19 protein-coding genes are annotated in these 20,244 nt (G+C 60.4%); 14 read left to right on the top strand and 5 right to left on the bottom strand.

The window, feature by feature from the left end; all coding sequences use genetic code 11:
* Positions 1 to 336: an oxidoreductase gene (locus MWL89_RS14550; RefSeq protein ID WP_244386992.1), complete on the top strand. Its 336-nt coding sequence runs from the start codon at positions 1 to 3 to the stop codon at positions 334 to 336.
* Positions 337 to 482: 146 nt separating this feature from the next.
* Positions 483 to 1,193: a hypothetical protein gene (locus MWL89_RS14545; RefSeq protein ID WP_244386990.1), complete on the top strand. Its 711-nt coding sequence runs from the start codon at positions 483 to 485 to the stop codon at positions 1,191 to 1,193.
* Positions 1,194 to 1,835: 642 nt separating this feature from the next.
* Here MWL89_RS14545 and MWL89_RS14540 read toward each other — a convergent pair.
* The gene (locus tag MWL89_RS14540) at positions 1,836 to 3,272 is read right to left on the bottom strand and encodes an SLC13 family permease (RefSeq protein WP_102380050.1); all 1,437 of its coding nucleotides are present in this window, start codon (positions 3,270 to 3,272) and stop codon (positions 1,836 to 1,838) included.
* Between the two features lie 700 nt (positions 3,273 to 3,972).
* On the opposite strand from MWL89_RS14540, the gene MWL89_RS14535 reads away from it, so the two are divergent.
* The gene (locus tag MWL89_RS14535; RefSeq protein ID WP_244386988.1) at positions 3,973 to 5,397 is read left to right on the top strand and encodes an SLC13 family permease; all 1,425 of its coding nucleotides are present in this window, start codon (positions 3,973 to 3,975) and stop codon (positions 5,395 to 5,397) included.
* Between the two features lie 104 nt (positions 5,398 to 5,501).
* Here MWL89_RS14535 and MWL89_RS14530 read toward each other — a convergent pair whose 3' ends face one another.
* The 3 genes from MWL89_RS14530 to MWL89_RS14520 all read right to left on the bottom strand — a co-directional run bounded on the left by MWL89_RS14530 (position 5,502) and on the right by MWL89_RS14520 (position 9,110).
* Positions 5,502 to 6,770, bottom strand: coding sequence for a helix-turn-helix transcriptional regulator (locus tag MWL89_RS14530; protein WP_180995282.1), 1,269 nt, complete (start codon positions 6,768 to 6,770; stop codon positions 5,502 to 5,504).
* Positions 6,771 to 7,458: 688 nt separating this feature from the next.
* Complete coding sequence (locus MWL89_RS14525; protein WP_244386986.1) at positions 7,459 to 8,181, bottom strand: gamma-glutamyl-gamma-aminobutyrate hydrolase family protein; 723 nt, start codon at positions 8,179 to 8,181, stop codon at positions 7,459 to 7,461.
* A gap of 5 nt (positions 8,182 to 8,186) precedes the next feature.
* A complete protein-coding gene (locus MWL89_RS14520) occupies positions 8,187 to 9,110 on the bottom strand; it encodes a sensor histidine kinase (protein WP_102380419.1) in 924 nt (307 codons plus the stop codon).
* On the opposite strand from MWL89_RS14520, the gene MWL89_RS16355 reads away from it, so the two are divergent.
* Positions 9,109 to 9,243: a hypothetical protein gene (locus MWL89_RS16355; RefSeq protein WP_279611933.1), complete on the top strand. Its 135-nt coding sequence runs from the start codon at positions 9,109 to 9,111 to the stop codon at positions 9,241 to 9,243. The genes MWL89_RS14520 and MWL89_RS16355 overlap by 2 nt on opposite strands.
* Positions 9,244 to 9,246: 3 nt before the next feature.
* Here MWL89_RS16355 and MWL89_RS14515 read toward each other — a convergent pair whose 3' ends face one another.
* A complete protein-coding gene (locus MWL89_RS14515; RefSeq protein WP_102380045.1) occupies positions 9,247 to 9,942 on the bottom strand; it encodes a response regulator transcription factor in 696 nt (231 codons plus the stop codon).
* 102 nt (positions 9,943 to 10,044) lie between these two features.
* On the opposite strand from MWL89_RS14515, the gene MWL89_RS14510 reads away from it, so the two are divergent.
* The 10 genes from MWL89_RS14510 to tsaE all read left to right on the top strand — a co-directional run bounded on the left by MWL89_RS14510 (position 10,045) and on the right by tsaE (position 20,178).
* Positions 10,045 to 10,812, top strand: coding sequence for a type III pantothenate kinase (locus MWL89_RS14510; protein ID WP_102380044.1), 768 nt, complete (start codon positions 10,045 to 10,047; stop codon positions 10,810 to 10,812).
* A 615-nt stretch (positions 10,813 to 11,427) separates the two neighbouring features.
* Positions 11,428 to 13,095 (top strand): formate--tetrahydrofolate ligase, encoded by a 1,668-nt coding sequence (locus tag MWL89_RS14505; protein ID WP_102380418.1) that lies wholly within the window; start codon positions 11,428 to 11,430, stop codon positions 13,093 to 13,095.
* Positions 13,096 to 13,189: 94 nt separating this feature from the next.
* Positions 13,190 to 13,804 carry a cyclodeaminase/cyclohydrolase family protein gene (locus MWL89_RS14500; RefSeq protein ID WP_102380043.1) on the top strand — a complete coding sequence of 205 codons (615 nt, stop codon included), beginning with the start codon at positions 13,190 to 13,192 and terminating at the stop codon, positions 13,802 to 13,804.
* A gap of 8 nt (positions 13,805 to 13,812) precedes the next feature.
* A complete protein-coding gene (locus MWL89_RS14495; protein ID WP_244386984.1) occupies positions 13,813 to 14,667 on the top strand; it encodes a bifunctional 5,10-methylenetetrahydrofolate dehydrogenase/5,10-methenyltetrahydrofolate cyclohydrolase in 855 nt (284 codons plus the stop codon).
* A 1-nt stretch (position 14,668) separates the two neighbouring features.
* Positions 14,669 to 15,250 carry a 4Fe-4S dicluster domain-containing protein gene (locus tag MWL89_RS14490; protein WP_244386982.1) on the top strand — a complete coding sequence of 194 codons (582 nt, stop codon included), beginning with the start codon at positions 14,669 to 14,671 and terminating at the stop codon, positions 15,248 to 15,250.
* Positions 15,251 to 15,254: 4 nt separating this feature from the next.
* Positions 15,255 to 17,603 (top strand): formate dehydrogenase subunit alpha, encoded by a 2,349-nt coding sequence (gene fdhF, locus MWL89_RS14485; RefSeq protein WP_244386980.1) that lies wholly within the window; start codon positions 15,255 to 15,257, stop codon positions 17,601 to 17,603.
* Between the two features lie 36 nt (positions 17,604 to 17,639).
* Complete coding sequence (locus tag MWL89_RS14480; protein WP_102380040.1) at positions 17,640 to 18,230, top strand: 4Fe-4S binding protein; 591 nt, start codon at positions 17,640 to 17,642, stop codon at positions 18,228 to 18,230.
* A complete protein-coding gene (locus tag MWL89_RS14475) occupies positions 18,223 to 18,741 on the top strand; it encodes a 4Fe-4S dicluster domain-containing protein (RefSeq protein WP_244386978.1) in 519 nt (172 codons plus the stop codon). The genes MWL89_RS14480 and MWL89_RS14475 overlap by 8 nt, the downstream gene beginning before the upstream one ends.
* Positions 18,741 to 19,541: a formate dehydrogenase accessory sulfurtransferase FdhD gene (gene fdhD, locus MWL89_RS14470; protein WP_180995279.1), complete on the top strand. Its 801-nt coding sequence runs from the start codon at positions 18,741 to 18,743 to the stop codon at positions 19,539 to 19,541. Before MWL89_RS14475 ends, fdhD begins: the two co-directional genes overlap by 1 nt.
* Before the next feature lie 133 nt (positions 19,542 to 19,674).
* Positions 19,675 to 20,178, top strand: a complete 504-nt coding sequence (gene tsaE / locus MWL89_RS14465; protein WP_244386976.1) for a tRNA (adenosine(37)-N6)-threonylcarbamoyltransferase complex ATPase subunit type 1 TsaE — start codon at positions 19,675 to 19,677, stop codon at positions 20,176 to 20,178.
* The last annotated feature ends 66 nt before the right edge of the window (positions 20,179 to 20,244 follow it).

Here is a 20,244-nt window from a genome sequence, read left to right as displayed (position 1 = left end):
ATGACGAAGTACGGAATCCTGATTGACTACGAATGGTGCACGGGATGCCACTCCTGCGAGTTTGCTTGCCAGATGGAGCATCAGTATCCTGTCGGGCAGACCGGCATCCTCGTAAACGAGATCGGCCCCTGGAAGATCGAAGAGGACGTGTGGCAGCTGGCCTACATGCCGGTTCCCACCGACCAGTGCGATCTGTGCGCAGCTCGCACAGAGATGGGAAAGCTTCCCACGTGCGTATCCCATTGCCAGGCGAAGTGTATGGAATACGGAACCCTCGAGGAGCTTTCCGCTAAGCTGACGGAGAAGCCCAAGCAGGCGGTATTCGCTCTCGACTAAGTTTGGACCGGGGTTCGCCGACGATGCCGGCGAACCCCGGTTTGCACGAGCTTGCCCCGATCGATGCCCGAAGCGCGCGTCGGCCGGTGGGCTTTGCCGTTCAGCGCATGTGACCGATGGCATGCGCCGCTTCGAAAGGAAAGACAATGGACACCATGGTTTTGGTGGTAGCGGCGATAGCGGTTTGCGTCGTGATCGAGATGGTCGGGTTCAGAGCCTACAAGCGCCACAAGGCGAAAAAGGAATCCCGGTTCACCAAGGAGCATCTTGCGGAAGTCTACGACGATCTGCAGGATGCGCGTGCGTTCTGCTTGGCGGCAAGGCGCCGGTACAAGGACTTTGCGACGAGCGCTGTCGACGGGCATCGCCTGCGCGACGCGGCTATCCTCGAAGCCATGGCCGATGGCGAGAAATCCCATCTGACGGAGCTCGAGGAGTTCCGAGAGCGGTTGCACGCAGAGGCGGTGAGTCCGGCGAACCTGCAGGCAGCCGGAGCATCGCTCGACGATTCCCTGCGCGCTTTTGCGAAAACGGTCGACGGATGGGCCTCTGAGTCGTGTACGGATTTTGCCGCTCGTGCGCGCTTGCGTGGATACGGCGACATCGCACGCATGTACAAGCGCATGCAGGAAGTGGAAAACCTGTATGCGGGCATCTGCCTCGATATAGCGGAGGGCGTCGAGGACGGCCTCGACGATCTGTCGCGCTGCCCTACGTGCGGGACGATCGTAACGGGTCGAAGGCCGGCGTTCTGCACCGTGTGCACGCAGCCAGGATTCGAATTTGTCGGCGTGCCGGCGGCAGATGAGCGGCAAAAGGTCGATTCGGGTTTGAGGGAGCAGCAAGGTTGCCTGTGAAAAGCCGTGCATGCGTTGCCGATCGAATAGCGTTTTGATTTGAAGAAGAGGCGGATATCCGCCTCTTCTTGCGCTTCCGATCCGGATGCCCAATGCGTGATTGGAAGGCGTGCCCCGGCTTTCCGATGCGCAATCGCGACGAACTCGGGATTTCGCGCTGTCGCCGGGCTCTCCGCGGGATCGGCGTCGGCTTTGGTTCGATGCCGGCAGAGCGCTCCGCTGCTCGTGCCGGATCGCTGTCGGCAGGGGCTTTGTGTGATCTTGCTCGGAGGTAGCCGTCCATGGCTTCGAATGAGCGCGGGCCAGCCTCGGTTCGCGGACGGAGCATCTCGTCCGCCGGCAATCCAGCTTCGACGCCCTACTCGTAGATTCCGATGGCGATCTAAGGCTCTCAAGGTTTCGGACGTACGTGTGTCGATTCCGGTTTGCAGCAGAATCGTCCCTTTTGTTGCAACGATGCAATGCTGAAACGTAGCCGTGCTGCATCGTTAGGCGGGCTCTTGGGCGCTTGCCAACTGGCACAGCAACGCCTGCCTGCTGCGCCGTCGCAGGAGCAGAGCGCTTCCAGCCAGAAAGAAGCGGACCCGAACCTCGTGGGAGGTTCGGGTCCGCGGCTAACTCTTCGGGTTAGGCAGCTTGCGGTCAGTATCCCAGCATGCTGACGAGCGGAGCAAGGATGGTTGCGTGAAGAGCGACCATTGCGATAGTGGGGATGATTCCGGCTTTGAAGAAGTCGGCCATCTTCCATTGGTTGTACTTGAAGGTCATCATGTTGTTGCTGTCGACGCCGAGCAAGAACGTGCTGTTGGCGTTGAATGCGATGATGACGGCGAAAACCGCAGCAGAGACGCCCATGCTCGGGCCCATCGCCGCAAGGGGAATAAGGCTGATGGCGATCAGCGCCGGGCCTACGGGGATGATGAGGCGCATGAGCGGCAGGGCGACGGCGGTTGCCGCAACCACTGCGAAGGCGCTCACGGCGAGCTTGCCGACAGTTGCGCCGAACAGCCAACTTGCGGCACCCTGCTCTTTGATGCCGCCTGCGATCGATTGGACGCAGCCGATAAGCAGCACGATGCTCCACTGAACGCTGGCGATGTACTCTTTCCAGTTGAGCACGTCGATGCCCGGAAGGAAGAACACGGCGAGGCCGGCGACGGCGATGGCCGTGGCGTCCCAACCGGTCCAGTTGCTGGCAATCCAAGCTGCGATCATGGCGAGGAGGATGACGAGCACCTTCTTGTCGAATCCGTCGAGCTTGCCGATGGAAGCGCCGTTCTTCTCGATTGCCATCATCGTAGCTTCCGAGATACGGTCGGTTTTGAAGATGAGCGAGACCGAAAGCCAGCTGACGATGAGCACGATGATGGCAATCGGAGCGCAGATGATGATCCAGTCGAGGAACGAAATGGTGAACCCGGCGTTTGCCGCCAGCATGTTGAGCGTCATGATGTTGAGCGCGGAGCCGGCGGGCGTGATCATGCCGCCCATGATGGACGCGTACGCAATGCCGATCATGAGCGCTTTGCCGAGGTTCGCAGCGTGCTTGGCATCGCCGTTCTGCTTCTCGAGGTCGATGATGCTGCTCATGGCGATGCCTGCGAACAGCGCCGTGCAGGGCAGGTTGGAAACGAACGCAGAGACGACGGCCGTGGCGAGCATGAATGCGAGCACGGTTGTCTTTGCATTGCCCTTGGTGAGGTGCATGAGGGCAAACACGATTTTCGTCGGGATCTTCGTTTTCAGAAGTGCCGAAGTGATCCCGAACGAGGCGAGGATGAAGAAGATGACGTTGCTGATGAAGTTAGCCCAAACGCCCGGTGTGCCGTTGTAGGGAAATATTCCGAATCCTGGCATCAGGCACATCAAGGCGAGACCCGATATTGCCATCGGTACGGGTTCTGTGACCCACAAGACGATGCCGGCTACCATGATTGCGATGGCCATTTTCCCCTCGTAGGTCAATCCTTCCGGAACGGGAAGGAAGTGCGCGATGATAAGGATCACGATTGCAACGCCTATCAGGGCGAGGCGCTTGCCCAAAGGCTTCTCTTGCGTATCTTGTTTTGTTGCGGACATGTGATCAATCAACCCCCTTAGATATATGGTTCGTGGATACTGCTTGCACTGCGGCCACCCGTCCCCTTTCTCGCATGCCGCCGCAATGGCACAACTCTTGATGCCATTACTTTCCGCGTTTTCGCTTTCGAGGTAATCCGATTAATCTCACTAAAACGTGCTCCAATCATCAAAAAATGCGCCTGATGGCCCGCGAGTAGGCGAATCCTACTCTCAGTAGTACGGTTTTCGATGCTACGGGGGAGAAGGCCGATTATTGTATATGAAGCGCATGCCGAACGAAAGACGGAAGACGCGCTCGATGCCGGGAGGCTTGCGCGATGCGCGAACAAAACGCAACGCTTTGTGAAGCGGATCGGATTCTCCGGTTGCTAGGTAATGTGGTATATTGTGCGACTTGGTAGGCGTGGGGCCTCCGAAGCGTTTTGCAGCAGGAAGAAAACAAGAGGGAATGCGTCGGGCAGGGCGTTGCCAACTTAATATTTTCGCAGCTCATCGACTTTACTACTATAGGTAGTATCGGTGCTCGTTCTCCCGATGGTACTCATTTTGCGATGAGCGAAGCGGGATTTTCCGTTTTCAAGCCTGATTCGCAACCGATTGCCTGTCGGTATCGTTTCCCCTGGAAAGCCTCGGATAAGCATTCTTTGCCCGAAGCCGTTCACGTATTGCACGACGAGTAGAAGGGGATCGATCTGCAATGAAGGAAAAACGATTTACGGCAGACGGGGGGCCTTCGAACATGAAGCGAGCGCTCTGCATCGGGATCGCGGCGGTTCTCATTGCGGCGGCGTGGCTGGGGCCGACCCCCGAAGGTTTAGGCGAGGCGGGAAAGATGTCGCTCGCCCTCATGGTGGCCGGCATTTTCCTCTGGGTGACCGAGCCGATACCCGTGGCCATCTCGGGTCTGATCATCATGGTGCTCATGCCCGTCTTCGGTATCATGGAGTACAACGCAGGGGTGTGGTCGGGGTTCGTAAGCAGCGTCATCTTTTTCATCATGGCTTCGTTCGGCATTACGGCCGCGCTTCTGAAAACGAAGATCCCGACGAAAATCGTGTTCACCCTCATGAGGCTCACCAAGGGAAACTCGCGGGCGACGGTGCTCGCATTCATGATCGCGGCGGCCATCCTCTCGTTCTTCATCTCGGACCTGCCGTGCACGGCGCTGTTTGCAGGTATAGCGGTGAGCAGCATTCTCGAAATCGAGGGGTGCGAAAAAGGGTCGTCGAAGCTCGGCAAGGCGCTCATGATCGGCATCACCTACGCGTCGGTGGTCGGCGGCCAGGCTATTCCGTCGGGCAGCGCCATGAACATCATGGCAATGAACGTGCTGGAGGCGAACACGGGCATTGCGATCTCGTTTCTCGATTGGACGCTCATCTGCATGCCCATAGCGATCATCCTGCTGTTCGTCTGCTGGTTCTCCATTACACTCGTGTTCAAGCCGGAGCCCATTTCCGAAAAGACGATCGCCTGCATAGACAAAAAGGGCATGGAAGTAGGCAGGTTCGAAGCAATCGACTGGAAGGTGCTCGGCATCATGGCGATTGTCTTCACGTTGTGGATCGCGAGCAATTGGACGGGATGGGACGCCACCGCGATCGCCGTGCTCGCGCTCATCCTCTTCTTCGCACCCGGGATCGACGTGCTCGATTGGCGCGAGTACGTGGCCGCCGTTTCGTGGAACATCGTTCTGCTCATCGGGTGCGTGCAGTCGATTTCGGGCGGAGTCAAGGAGCAGGGTGCTGCCAGTTGGCTCTTCGGCTCGACCGTCGGCAAGGTGGCGCTGAGCGGAACCGCGATCGTGGCCGCTTCCGCTGCGCTGCTGCCGCTTCTGCGCCTCGTCATCCCCGTGGGCCCGGCCTTCATCGCCATCAGCCTGATTCCCCTGTGCGCCATTGCCGGCGCCATCGGCGTGAGCCCCGTGGTGTTTACGGTCATCGTCGCGGTGAACGCGTCGACGACGTTTCTCATGGGCGTCGACGGGAACAACATGCTCTCGTATCGCTACGGGTACTGGAAGATGGTCGATTTCTTCAAGGCGGGCGTCATTCCCACCGTTGCCATGATCGCTCTCCATGCGACGATACTGATGCCGCTGGTTGCGCTGGCGGGGTACTAGGAAGCCGTCTTCTTATCCCGCTCGTTGATAAGGATGACAAGGAAAGACCCCGCCGAGATTGGATCGAGTGGGGTCTCGTGGCTTTCTGCGGCCGCTTTATCGGATCAGTGAAATACGACTTCGGTGGAATCGACGATCGTGATGAGCTCCTGCTGGGAGTTGACTCCCATTTTCTGGTAGATGTGGTACACATGGGTTTTGGCGGTATATGCCGAGATGTTAAGCTGCTCGCTGATGAATTGCGCATTGCGACCCTTAGCGAGGAACAGGAGTATTTCGGTTTCACGATTGGACAGGCCGTATTCCTCTGCGGCTTTCGTGCAGCGTTGCTTGAAATGCCCCCCTTCGGCGATTTCGTTATCGATGCTTTTGTCCGCAAAGGCGTTGTCCTTGAAGGGGACGAACGCGGCGAGCATGGCTAAAGCCAGTACAAGACCGAGGCCTATGAAGGGTACGAAATCGAAGAGTGCGGCGTTAGCCTTTTCGATCGCGAGGCACGCTGCCCAGCTGATGGCCATGCCGAGTGGGAGTACGAGCTGGCCTCGCGCGATGCGCCAGAACGGCGACGGCTGCCCGCTTGCAAACCCGACGAGCGCTGCGAGGTTGGCGAAATCGAAATAGATCAAAGCTCCTAGCAGGAAAAGGCAGCACGGCGTTCTGAACGACTCATCGAGGAAGGCGAGCCCGAGGAAGCCAACCGCCACGAGCAGCAGCGTAAGTTTTTCGGCGATTCCGAATGGAATATAGCGCTTGATGAGGGTCGTACAGCCCATTTGCACCAGTCCTCCGACGGCTATTGCCAAGGCGACCAAGGCAGGCTCGAGATTCTCGATGCTGTCGCAAAGATGATAGACCGCGAAGCCGAACAGCACGCCGAAAATTGCGACGGTGAAACCGGTAAGAGGGAAGAGCTTCGTCTGCTCGACGGGTTGGTCGGGCATTTTCCCGCTTCCTGCAACATGGGTGCGAAGATAAGCGAACGTTGCAAGCGAGCAGAGCGGGAAGAGCAGGAGGGCGATATCGCCGTAGGGAGCCGTGAGGTTGCAGGAGAACAGGTAGACGATCGCCCCTATGACGGCGCCTGAAGCAAGAAACGCCCCGACATCTTTTTGCCAGGCGATCATGAACACCTTGGGCCACTCGAGAAAGATCAGGGAAAAGCCGCCGCCCGCGAGCGCCCAGACGACTATGTCGAACCCTAAAGGAGCCGATCCCGGGCTGGCGATAAGATTGAGTACGCCGATTGGCAAGGTAAGCGCTAGTGCTACAAGCGGCATCGGATCGGGATTTGATCTGTCGAACAGATTGCGTTTGAGGTAAGCGAGCATCATGACGGCGAACATTCCGGTGAGGAAGGCAAGCTTCACAACCATTGAGGTTTCGTGGCCAAGATGCCGTGAAGCGCTGGGGCCGAACATGAGCAAATAGAACCACGCCCAGAAAAAAGCAAACCCGACTGATGCCATGGGAAGCATGGTTCTGACATGTGCCTTTTTGAGATTCAGGTCAATCAATGGCATAGGCTTCTCGCATATCGGATAGGGGATCGTCATGGAGCATTATAGCCGATTGTTCTCAGGCGACGATTGGCTGCCGGACCCGAGGAGCATCCGTGAACAGGGTGCTCCTCGGGTAGCGGCCGATTGGAGGTTTCAACTAGTGCTTCGGGGGCGCGGGAGGGGTTTTGGGTGCTCCGGGTGCGCCCGGGGCCGACGGTGCACCCGGAGCACTTGGGGCCGACGGTGCACCGGGCATGCCTGGCATGGCGGGACTCGAAGGAGCTTCGGCGCCGCATTCGGGACATACGGCGGTTCCCGCTGGACAAGTTGCTCCACATTGGGGACACGTTGCATCAAGCGATACTGCTGCTGGTCTGAAGCACATATTCTTCTCCTTGCATTCTCGGTTTGCAGATTACCTGAATGCTAGGCGATGGGCGACGCATCCGAAACGCAAGGAAAGACGTATTCGTGCGAGAAGGGATACCAAGGTGGGTAGTAGGGATGGTAGTACGGTGGTTCATCCTTGGAATATGAAGTGGTGAAATGGGGAAACGTTATATTATTCCCGTGCGGGTTTCGAACTGCGTGCTTGTGCTTCTGCGCAGAACGCCTCGAACAGCACGTTGTTGTCGGCGAGGTATTCGGGGTGCCATTGTACGCCGATGCAGAATCGCTTCGACGGATCCTCGATGCCCTCGATCACGCCGTCGGCGCTTAGGGCGCTGGTTGAGAAGCCCGGAGCAACGGTGCGGATGCTTTGATGGTGCATCGAGTTGGTTTCAATGCACGTCGCATTGCCGAACAGCGCAGCGAGGCGCGTGCCGGGCTCGAGTAGCGTGACTTGACCGGTGCGGTCGAATGGCTGCTCCTGCAGGTGGTTTTCGTCGGTAATACCGCATGCGGCAAGGTCTTGATTGAGCGAGCCGCCGAATGCGACGTTCATGATCTGCATGCCTCGGCAGATGCCGAATGTGGGCATATCCTGCTCGTAGGCGGCACGGGCGAGGGCGATTTCGAATTCGTCGCGTTTGCGGGATACGCGGGAAACTTGTTCGAGCACTTTATCGTCGGTGTACAGGCGGGGATCGATATCGCCGCCCCCGGTGAGCATGAGGCCGTCGATGCGCACGAGAATCTCATCTATCGAAGAGCAATCTGGCTGGGGTGGCAGCAATATCGGCGTGCCCCCTGCTCGTTCGACGCTTTGCAGGTATTCGATCGTTACGCGTTCGATGTCGATGTCGTCGGTGGTCGTGCGGGTTGTCGTGATGCCGATGATCATAGCCGCTACGATACGGCGATCGAGGGGATTGCCACGATGAAGCAGGCGCCGCCGTCGGGCAGGTTGAGCGCCTCGACGGTGCCGTCGTGCGCTTCCACGACCGATTTGACGATGGCGAGTCCGAGCCCTGTGCCGCCCGTTCCGCGGCTGCGCGAGGTGTCGGCGCGGTAGAATCGATCGAATAACCGCTTCGGGTCGGTATCGCCGAAGCCTGCGCCGTCGTCCTTGACGGCTATCACGGAATTGCCGCGCAGGCCGAACAGCTCGATGGTGATGTGGCCGCCGGGTTCGATGAATCGGCTCGCGTTTTCCACCAGGTTGGAAAGCACTTGTTTCAAGCGGTCGGGGTTGCCGAGTACGTCGGGCGCTTCGCCGATGATTTCGGTGATTGCCCCGCGGTCGCGCAGGATAGGATCGAGTGCATCGAACACTTCGCGCGAGAGCGTCTTGAGATCGACGCGCTGCAGCTCGTAGCGGATGCTGTCGTCTTCGATGCGCTGCAGGGTCAAGAGATCGTTCGAGAGGCGGCCGAGCCGCTCGCTCTCGTCGATGATGATCTTGCAGAACTTCTCATGTAGCTCGGGGGGCAGATCGGGATCGAGCAGCATCTCAGCGTTGCCGTGGATGGCGGTGAGCGGCGTGCGCAGCTCGTGCGCCACATCGCTGATGAACTCGGCTTGCCTGCGTTCGCGAATGGCAAGGTCAGATTGCTGCACAAGGGCCTTTTCGGCGAGTTCCCCGAAGTTTTCAGCGAGACAGTCAGCTTCGTGAAGTCGTCCGTCGGGCGCTATGTGTACGCCGGCGTTGCCCGAGCAGAACGCTTTTACCTTCGCGCAGAGGATGCGCAAAGGCTCGGAAAGAAAGTGTCCGATGAGCAGGCTGATTATGAAGGTGATGCATGCGGCGGGCAGAAGCAGGGCGAATGCCATGGCGGGCGCATCGAACGCCAGAACGCACACCAGCACGACGATCGTGCAGGCCAAAAGCGTCAACAACGTCGAAAGCAGCGAGAAATATGTCTGCAGCCGTTTGATGGCGAGCCTTGGCGTCGCGCCGGGCTAGGGGTTACTGCTTGAAACGGTACCCGTAACCACGCACCGTTTCAACGAGGCCGGGATCGTAGCCAGCAGCACCGATCTTGTCGCGTAGGCGCTTGATGTGGGTGTCGACCGTTTTCGTTTCGGTCAGGTACTCCCAGCCCCACGCATCGCGCAACAGGTCTTCGCGAGAAACGACCTTGCCGGCGCTCTTCATGAGGCTTGCAAGGAGTTCGAACTCGCGCGGAGTCAGATCGATTTCGCCGTTTTCTCCCGAAGCGGTATGGGCGTCTTCGTCGAGCGTGATGCCGCTTGCGGTGATGGCATGGTTCGCACCGGGAAAATCGCCGCCGTTGCCGCGACGCAGCAGCGCGCGAACGCGGGCGATGAGTTCGCGGACGCCGAACGGCTTGGCGAGGTAGTCGTCCCCGCCGATCTCCAGGCCGACAACCTTGTCGAGCTCGGTGTCGCGCGCCGAAAGGAACAGGACCGGTGCGGTCGTCTTCGCGCGCAATCTGCGGCATAGCTCGTAGCCGTCCATGCCAGGGAGCATGATGTCGAGAACGAACAAGTCGTAGGCGTTCTGCATGGCGAGCGCAAGGGCGTCTTCGCCGTTGTCGACGACATCGGTGTAGAAGCCTTCCTTCTTCAGGGCGTAGCTTACGAACTCGGTGATGGACGGTTCGTCATCCACCACGAGGATGCGGCTGGGGGATTCGTTCATGTCCGACCTTTCTGAACAGGTATCAACGCCAGGGGGCGTCCCGTGATTGCTATAATAGCACTATAGACAGTATGGTTCTCGGTCAAAGGGATTGTCAAAAACATGTTACTTGCTATCGACGTCGGCAACACTCAAACGGTATTAGGCCTGTACGAAGCAGACAAATTGCTCCATATGTGGCGGGTTGCCACCAACAAGCTGCACACCTCCGACGAACTTCGCATCAAGGTTAAGCCGCTTTTCGAATCGGAAGGCATCGATGCTTCAGGGGTCGATGGTGCCGCGCTTGCGTCGGTGGTTCCCCGGCTGACGGAGTCGTGGCATGACGCCATGGTTACGATGCTCGGGAAAGAGCCGCTTGTGGTGGACGCCCGGGCTGCGGGCGACCTGTTCAAGTCGACGTATGCGCACCCGGCCGAAGTCGGTGCCGATCGCGTCGCCGATGCGGTTGCCGCCCGCATCCTTTTCGGGCCGCCCTGCGTCGTCGTCGATTTCGGTACGGCTACCAACATCGAAGTTATCGACGAGCAGGGGTACTTCATCGGGGGCGTCATCGCTCCCGGGGTCGAAACGTCGGCAAATGCGCTGTTCTCGCGCGCGACCAAGCTCGCCGCGATCGACCTTGTCGATCCGGGTACGGCTATCGGGGGCACGACCGAGCAGGCCATCCAAGCGGGCATCGTATACGGCGAAGCCGATCGGGTCGACGGGCTCATGCGCCGCATCTTCAAGCAGCTCGGTTACGAGACGCAGGTCATCGCGACGGGAGGCTTAGCAGAATCGGTGGCGCGCATCTCAGAAACCATTACCGTGGTTGTGCCCGAACTGACGCTTGACGGTTTGCGACTCATTTACGACGCTCAGAAGTAGCGGGCCCGTTCGCGCGCGGCTGCTCCATTTCGAAGCTTTGGGCCGGCCCCCTTCCAGCTCGGCCGCGGGAGCGCCTCGTCGTTGCCCGCCCGCCGTTGCGCAGCATCGGGCGTCGTCCGATGCTGTGAAATCCCGAGCCGCTGCGGGTCGTTTCTGGTTTCTCGCGGGATCGGCCTTCCGCTGTATGAGATTTACGATTGTGAACCCCATGGAGCCTGATTCCGGGCGATATCTTTAAGCATCTGCACTAGAACGCCTGATCAAAAAAGTAATATCTTATATCCTTGAGGTCACAATCGTAAATCTCATGCAGAATCGTTCCTTTCCGTCCCATGCAGAATCCCACCCGCCTTCCTGACGATTTGGGATCGGCAGGCTGTTCATACCGTTTTGGGCGGTCGACGGAAGCCGGCTCCAAGCTCATCCATCCGCCCTCGCGCCCGCGTCCGGTCTGCCGCCCTCGGGTTTCCCGCGTTTCCGTCCCCTCGGCTGGTCATCTTGTGCGCTTGGTGAAATACGGTATACGCTCGGTGCGCCGAACAAGTAGAATTGCCTGTATCCGGTGCGTGCGCCCGGGCGTTCAGACGAGTACGAAATGAGAAAGTGAGGGCCTTCGTGTTGAGCGACATTGAAATTGCCCAAGCAACAACCCCAAAGCACATCCGCGAGATAGCCGAGGCCGCCGGCGTACCCGAGCAGTACCTCGAGTTGTATGGGAACCACAAGGCGAAGGTCGATTACAACCTGCTCGCCGACGTCGACCATACGCCCGGAAAACTCGTGCTTGTGACGGCGATCAATCCGACGCCGGCTGGGGAGGGCAAAACGACCACGACCGTCGGTCTTTCCGACGCGCTTGCCCAGTTGGGCAAAAACGTTGTTGTCGCGCTGCGCGAACCGAGCCTCGGACCCGTGTTCGGCATCAAGGGCGGCGCTGCTGGCGGCGGGTATGCCCAGGTCATTCCCATGGAGGATATCAACCTCCACTTCACAGGCGATTTCCATGCGATCGGCGCGGCCAATAACCTGCTCGCTGCCATGATCGACAACCACATCCAGCAGGGCAACGCCCTCGGCTTCGACGTGCGCAAGATCACCTGGAAACGCTGCGTCGACATGAACGATCGTCAGCTTCGCAACATCGTCGACGGTTTGGGTGGAAAGCCCAACGGCATGCCGCGGGAAGACGGGTTCGACATCACGGTTGCAAGCGAGATCATGGCCATCTTCTGCCTTGCCACCTCGATTATCGATCTCAAAGAGCGCCTTGCGCGCATCGTGGTTGGCTACACGGCCGCCGACGAGCCGATCACGGCGGGCGATCTCAAGGCTCAGGGCGCCATGGCCGCACTTTTGAAGGATGCGCTCAAGCCCAACCTCGTTCAGACCCTCGAGGGAACTCCTGCCTTCGTGCACGGCGGGCCGTTCGCCAACATCGCGCACGGCTGCAACTCGATCATGGCGACGCGCATGGCCATGGCGCTCGGCGATTATTGTGTGACGGAAGCCGGGTTCGGCGCCGATCTGGGTGCCGAGAAGTTCCTTGACATCAAGTGCCGCCTCGCTGGGCTCAAGCCCGATGCGGTCGTAGTCGTCGCTACGGTGCGCGCGCTCAAAAACCATGGCGGCGTTTCCAAAGACGAGCTCGGCAACGAGAACCTCGAAGCCCTCGAGGCGGGCCTTCCGAACCTTCTCCAGCATGTTGAAAACATTACGGGAGTCTACAAGCTGCCCTGCGTGGTGGCCATCAACCGATTCCCCACCGATACCGAGGCCGAGTTGGCTCTCGTCGAAGAGAAATGCAAGGAGCTCGGCGTGAACGTTGCGCTTTCCGAGGTGTGGGCAAAGGGCGGAAAAGGCGGCATCGCGCTCGCCGAGGAGGTCGTGCGCCTGTGCGAGGAACCCAACGATTTTGCGTTCTGCTACGAGAGCGATCTTTCGCTTGTCGAGAAGATCGAGGCCATCGCCACGCGCATCTACCGCGCCGACGGCGTTGATTTCACACCCGCTGCGAAAAACGAGCTCGCTCAGCTCGAGTCTCTCGGGTTCGGGCATATGCCCGTCTGCATGGCGAAGACGCAGTACAGCTTTTCTGACGATGCGGCGCTGCTCGGCGCACCGCGCGGCTTCCGCATCACGGTTAAAAAGGCGAAGGTCTCGGCGGGTGCCGGATTCGTCGTGGCGCTTACGGGCGACATCATGACGATGCCGGGGCTTCCCAAAGAACCTGCGGCCTGCCGTATCGACGTCGATGAGACCGGCAAGATTTCAGGGCTGTTCTAAAACGAAGCACGGCAGCCCGAGATCCGGGCGTCGAGTGCAGGCAAGAGAGATGCCGCATGGGCGGCGAGGCGACCGAGCGCGACAGGAGAAGAGCATGCTCGATACGACGTTCATTATGGATTTGGCGAGCAAAGCCCCAACGCCGGGCGGGGGAGGAGCCAGTGCGTACATGGGCGCCCTTGCGACGGCGCTCGGATCGATGGTGGGAAACCTTACCGTGGGGAAGAAACGCTACGAATCGGTAGAGGCCGACACCTACATCGTTTTGGAGAAGCTCGCCGACCTGCGCACACGGTTGATCGAACTCGTCGATGAGGACGCGCGCGCCTTCGCACCCTTGGCGAAGGCGTACGGTATGCCGAAGGCAACGCCTGACGAGCAAGCCGCGAAAGATGCCGCCATGCAGCACGCCCTTACGGGTGCTTGCGAAGTGCCGCTCGATATCATGCGCTCGTGCGCCCGGGTTATCGAACTGTGCGAATTCTTGGCGTACAACGGAAGCCGCATGGTGCTTTCCGATGTGGGCGTTGCGGTCGTGTGCGCGAAAGCCGCACTCAACGGCGCAAGTCTCAACGTGTTCATCAATGCGAAGGATATCGCCGATCGCGAACGCGCCGAGGGCTACGCCGGCGAGGCCGATCGGCTCATCGGGGATTCGGGCGCCCTGGCCGACAAACTGTATGCGTACGTGCTCGACGAGATCAGATAGGCGGATTCATGGCAAAGCGTTTAGCCGGCAAGCCGGTAGTCGAGAAGATTGCAGAAGAAATCGGGGGCCGCGTTGCTTCTTTAGCGGATAAAGGCATCGTGTGCGGGCTCTCGCTTCTGCGCGTGGGCGAGCGTCCCGACGACCTGTCGTACGAACGTACGGCGGAGAAGCGGGCCGAATCGCTCGGCATCGAAGTGCGAAAAACCGTGCTTGACGAGGGGGTTTCCCAGGCTGGTATCGAAGCAGCCATCGACGAGGTGAACGGCGACGAGTCGATTCACGGATGCCTGATGTTCCGTCCGCTGCCGAGTGATATCAACGAGCAGGCCGTATGCGACGCGCTCGCAACCGAAAAGGATATCGACGGCATTTCGTCGGCAGCGCTTGCCGCCGTGTTCATGGACCGCGATTTCGGATTCGCCCCGTGTACGGCTGCTGCATGCATGAGGGTACTCGATTACTACGACGTTCCCCTCGAGGGCGCCCATGTCGTCGTGGTGGGTCGCAGCCTCGTGATCGGCAAGCCGATCGCCATGATGCTTCTACGCCGTAACGCTACGGTGACACTCTGTCATTCGAGGACCAAAGACCTTGCTGCGGTGATGCGGGCTGCCGATATCGTGGTGTGCGCAACGGGCCGTGCTCGCATGTTCAAGGCAGAGTGCTTTTCGCCCGATCAGGTTGTGCTCGATGTCGGTATCAACTTCGACGAGGCGGGAAAGCTCTGCGGCGATGTCGATTTCGACGAAGTCGAGCCGATCGTAGGCGCCATTACACCGGTTCCCGGCGGCATTGGCTCGGTGACCACCTCGGTGCTTATGGCCCATGTGGTCGAAGCCGCCGAGCGGACGACCTCGGCCTAGCATGTTCAGCAGGAAGTTCGTCATAGCCGACCCCGGTAAGTGCATCGGCTGCAAAACGTGTATGGCGGCGTGCCTCCATCGACACGATATCGAAGGCGACGTTGCTCTGCCCCGGTTGCAGCTCGTTACAACGCGCACCGTTTCGGCGCCTGTCGGCTGCCATCATTGCGTCGATGCCCCTTGCGTCGAGGCGTGCCCTACCGGGTGCCTCTACTCCGATGACGAGCGCGTGGGCGTGCGCAAGGAGAAGTGCATCGGATGCCGCAACTGTATTCTCGCCTGCCCGTACGGCGCGGTCGATATCGTAACCGAAGTGCTGGCAGCGCCCGAGCAGAGCGAAGGGGACGGCGACAAGAAGCCGAAGCGACGGCGCAGCCGCAGAAAATCGACGGTGATCAAGTGCGATCTGTGCGAGGGCCATGCGCAGGGATCGGCCTGCGTGAGGGCGTGCCCCACCCATGCGCTCAGGCTCATCGATCAGCGGTTTTTAGAAAAGGGAGCGCAGAGCAAACGCAGGGAGGCCGCGAAGGCTACGGCTGCGTACTCGACGCTGCATTTGAACCAGGACCTGGGCGGAAGGTAGGGCCATGGAGAAGCATATAACCGTATGTCCGTACTGCGGGGCGGGTTGCAAGATGAACCTGGTGGTAGAAAACGGCTATGTCGTCGAGGCAGAGCCTGCCGACGGCGTGACGAACCGAGGAGAGCTCTGCCTGAAGGGCCTGTACGGCCACGACTTCGTCAACGATACCAAGATTTTGACGCCGCGCCTTACCCATCCGATGATCCGTCGCGAAAAGGGTGCCGAGCTCGAACGCGTGAGCTGGGACGAGGCACTCGACTTCACCGCTGAGCGCCTCAAGCGCATCATTGACGAGCACGGTGCCGAAGCGATCATGCTCACCGGCTCGTCGCGTGGACCGGGCAACGAAGCGAACTTCGTCATGCAGAAGTTCGTGCGGGCGTGCTTGGGCACGAACAACATCGACAACTGCGCCCGCACCTGCCACGCGGCTTCGGTCATCGGGCTCATGGAATCGGTTGGATCGGGTGCCATGAGCGTGAGCATCCCCTTGCTCGAGGAAACCGATTGTATCTTTCTCATCGGCTACAACCCCGCGGCCAGCCATCCGATCGTTGCGAGCCGCATCGTGAAGGCGAAGGAACGGGGGGCGACTCTCATCGTCGCCGACCCGCGCGTCATCGAAACGGCGCGCATCGCCGATATGTACCTTGCGCAGAAGAACGGCTCGAACATCGCGCTCCTGAACGCACTCGCCTATACGATCGTCGCCGAAGATCTGGCAGATTGGGATTTCATCGAAGGGCATACGGTCGGCTTCGACGAATGGTGGAAGACGGTCGAACGCTACGCTCCCGAGGCGGTTGCCGATGTAGTCGGCGTGGCGCCTGAGCAGATTCGGCAGGCGGCGCGCTTGTACGCGATGGCGGAAACCGCCGTTATCGGATGGGGCATGGGCATAACCCAGCAGCGCCAAGGCGTCGATAGCGTACACGCCATCGCGGCGCTTGCGCTCATCACCGGTCATATCGGCAAGCATGCGAGCGGATTGGCGCCGGTGCGCGGTCAGAACAACGTGCAGGGCTCGTGCGACATGGGCATGTGGCCGAGCCTGTATCCCGGATACCAGCGCATCGACGACGACGCGGTGCGCGAGAAGTTCGCCCGCGCATGGAACGTGCCGATCGAGAAGCTCTCTCCTGTCGAGGGTCGCAAGCTCACCGATCTGCCGCACGGCGTGGCCGACGGCAGCATCCGCGCGTTCTACAACTTCGGCGAGGATCCGTTGCAGACCGAGCCCGACACGGCGCAGATGCGTCGTACGCTCGAAGACCTCGATCTGCTTATCAGCCAGGACATCTTCATGACGCAGACCACGACGCTTGCCGATGTCGTGCTGCCCGCCACTTCGTGGGGTGAGCACGGGGGTGTGTTCACCGCGTCTGATCGCACCTTCCAGCGATTTTCAGCTGCGGTGCCTCCCAAGGGCGAATGCCGCCATGACTGGGAGATATTCCAAGACCTCTCCTGTCGCATGGGCTATCCCATGTCGTATACGTCGACCGAAGAGATCTGGAACGAGATCCGCGAGCTGTGCCCGCTGTTCTTCGGTGCGACCTACGAGAAGATGGAAGGTCTCGGGCATGCCCAATGGCCTATCCCCGATATCGACCATCCCGGATCGCCCGAGCTCTACGGAGGCGGTGCGTTTACGACGCCTGACGGCAAGGCGCACTTCTTCGCGACCGATTACGAGTCGCCGACCGAGCTTCCCGACCGCGAGTACCCGCTCGTGCTCTGCACGGTGCGCGAGGTGGGGCATTACTCGTGCCGATCCATGACCGGCAACTGCAAGGCGCTCGCGGCGCTTGCCGACGAACCGGGCTACGTGCATATGAACCCCCTCGATGCTGAGGCGCGCGGCATTGACGAAGAGCAGCTCGTATGGGTGTATTCGCGTCGCGGCAAGATCATCTCGCGCGCGGCTCTCGACGATCGGATCAACGAGGGGGCCGTGTACATGACCTACCAATGGTGGGTCGGCAAATGCAACGAGCTCACCTTGCACGTGACCGATTCGCAATCGGGCACGCCCGAAGACAAGTACGGCGCCTGCCAGGTGGAGCCCATCGCCGACCAGCTGTGGGCCGAGCGCCATATGCAGGACCTCTACACCGAACTCAAAGACCGCCTATTCGCCGAGGCATCCCGTCAGGATGAGGTTGCCGATGTTGCTGTGGCCGAAGCGGACCCGTCGGCCGAGCTTGGCGAGGGAGATGTGCCGGGCACGGTGACCGAGGCGCGCACGCGTGCGATTGCCGAGGCCGAGAAAGCGGCGCGAAAGGCCACCGAGGCTCAGAACGCGCGTTTGGCGCTCGAGAGGGCATGGGGCTCGGAAGAAACGGCCGTATAGGGGCGGTTTTGTACAGGGAAGCGAGGTGAGGGCAGCTTGAACCGATTCGTCATCGTGAATCCGCATCGGTGCATCGGATGCGATGCCTGTGCCGTTGCATGCAGCGAGAGCCATCGAAAACTTGCGCTCCGTCCCGTTGCGCGCCTGTCGATCATCAAGACGAGGGATGTATCCGCTGCCGTCACCTGCCATCAGTGCGAAGGATCTCCCTGCATGGCCGTGTGCCCGGCCGATGCCATCGTCTGCGACGGCGATCGGATGCAGGTCGTCGAGGATCTGTGCACGGGATGCCTTCTCTGCGCTCTTGCGTGCCCGTTCGGGGCGGTGTATCCCTCGATGCCCTCGAGCTCGCGTCCCCGCGGCGTTCTGTTCGGCCGCGCTTCGACGGCACGCTCGTCGGGTCTACTGCGCCAGAAGGAGACGGGCGACTACTCGTGTGTTGCCGTATGCGACCTGTGCGCGAAAACCGCCGACGGACCTCAGTGCGTAAAGGCTTGCCCGACCGATGCGCTGCAGGTGGTCGATCAGGCGTCGCTTGAGGTGTCGAGCCGCGAGAAGCGCCTCGGTGCCCTCGAGAAGATGATGGTGGCCATGCGCGCAGGCGGACAAGGGGGTGCCCGTGGTTGAAGGATCTATCCCATCGCCTCGATCGGGCGGCGGGTGTAATGCGAATGCGCGCAGTGCTCGGATCTCGCACGGCAGAGGCAAGCCCCATCACGATTTCGGCGCGTGCATAGCCTGCGCCGCCTGCGCGGTGGCATGCGAGCCCCGCGCCATCGGCATCGTCGTCGACGAGGACGAGGGAACGCTTGTGTGGATGCTCGATTTCGAGCTGTGCACGTCGTGCGGCGCGTGCCACGAGGTGTGCCCGACGGGCGCGATGGGGTTGCTTTCCGGCGTCAATCCCGCCGATGAGGCCGAGCCGCCGAAGCGATGCGTGTTCGCGCTTGCCGAATGCGAGGAGTGCGGCAAGTACTATGCATCGAGGAAAGAGGTTGCGTATGCGAATCGCTTGCTTTCCCAGCTCGATCATGCTGATGCGGCGCTAGCCCGCACGATGACGAGGCTATGCCCCGAATGCAAGCGCACTCGCGATGCGCTGGCCGCGGATCGGCGGACGGGGATGGGCGGCGCGTAATGGGACAGGGTTCGCGTGCGTACATGACGAACGTCTCGGCTTTGCGCATCGCGCGCGATGGAAGCTCGTTGCGCGATGAGGCGATCGCAGCCGAGGTGCCCGTGGTCGTGCGATTCGGCAACGAAGCGATTTCCCTTACCTGCACGCCGTGCGATCTCGAGGATCTCGCCTTCGGCCTGTCGTTTTCTTCGGGGTTCATCGAGCGGGCCGAAGAGGTGCGTGCGGTGAGCGTATGCGAAGAAGCCGACGGTTTTGTCGTGAGCATCGAGCCGGGGTGCGAGGTCCGTCGCGCAATCAGCGGGGTTTCGGCTTCGACGAGTCCGTGTCCGGCCGTTGTTGCGCCAGCGCTTCCGGGGTTCGACGTAGGCCTTCTTCCCGAGGGCCCGCACATTGCGCCCGAGGACGTATGGAAGGCGAGCGACGAGCTTTTCGCCTTGCAGGGCATGCATCAGGATACCGGGGCAACGCATGCGGCGATGTTCGTGGACTGCGCAACCGGGCGGCGCTTTGTTCGCGAGGATATCGGACGCCATATCGCCATCGACAAGCTCATCGGCTCCCTGTTGCGCGAAGGCGTCGATCCGTCGAGCGGGTTTATGTTCCTCTCGAGCCGCTGCGCCCTCGATCTGGCCATCCGCTGCGCGCGTTTCGGCATTGCGATCGTTGCAACCATCTCGGCTCCCACGAGCGCCGTCGTTGAATTCGGCGAGCGTGTGAACATGACACTTGCGGCCTTTGCGCGCAAGGATCGCTTCACGGTGTACACCCATCCCGAGAGGATCGATCGGGCAGGTTGTTGATTGGGCGGCTCGGGCATTCGCGATCATGCTGCTTCGGCGACCGTGCTGGCGACATCGTCCGCGTGGTCTCCATGGCCGTGCTGACCTTGTGCATGCCTAGATTAGCGCTCGCGGTTGTCGTATCATAGCATGCATGGCTAACGGACTCACATACGTGCGGCAGACCACTTCGACCGAAGCGACCAAGCAGCTGGCGACGACGCTCGCCCCGTACCTGCGAGCCGGCGATGTGATCGTGCTCAACGGCGATCTCGGTGCCGGCAAGACGCAGTTCGTCCAAGGGGTTGCCGCGGGCCTCGGAATCGGCGGGCCGGTGACGAGCCCCACGTTCAACATCCTTTTGAGCTATATGGACGGCAAGCTTCCGCTGTTCCACTTCGATCTGTACCGGCTCGATGCATCCGATCAGCTCGAAGACATCGGCTATTACGAGACGGTTGACGGGCCGGGTGCAACGTTCATCGAATGGGGAGACAAGTTTCCCGATGCGTTGCCGTACGGCTATCTCCAGATCGACATTACCGTTAACGAAAACGGCATACGGATCGTCCAGGCGCACTCGTTCGGCGAACGCGCGCGCAACCTGCTGTTCGTATGGGCGAAGGATTCGAAATCCCGCCTTGTGCAAACCCAGTAGGATGCAGCCCGCGATGCGAATCGGCATGTGCGCGATAAGCCCCGAACCCACAGAATCGAAGATGTA

The organism is Raoultibacter timonensis (genome assembly GCF_022845715.1).
Lineage (GTDB): Bacteria > Actinomycetota > Coriobacteriia > Coriobacteriales > Eggerthellaceae > Raoultibacter > Raoultibacter timonensis.
Note: the sequence above shows the minus strand (reverse complement) of the source record. Positions and strands in the feature narration are given on the sequence as shown.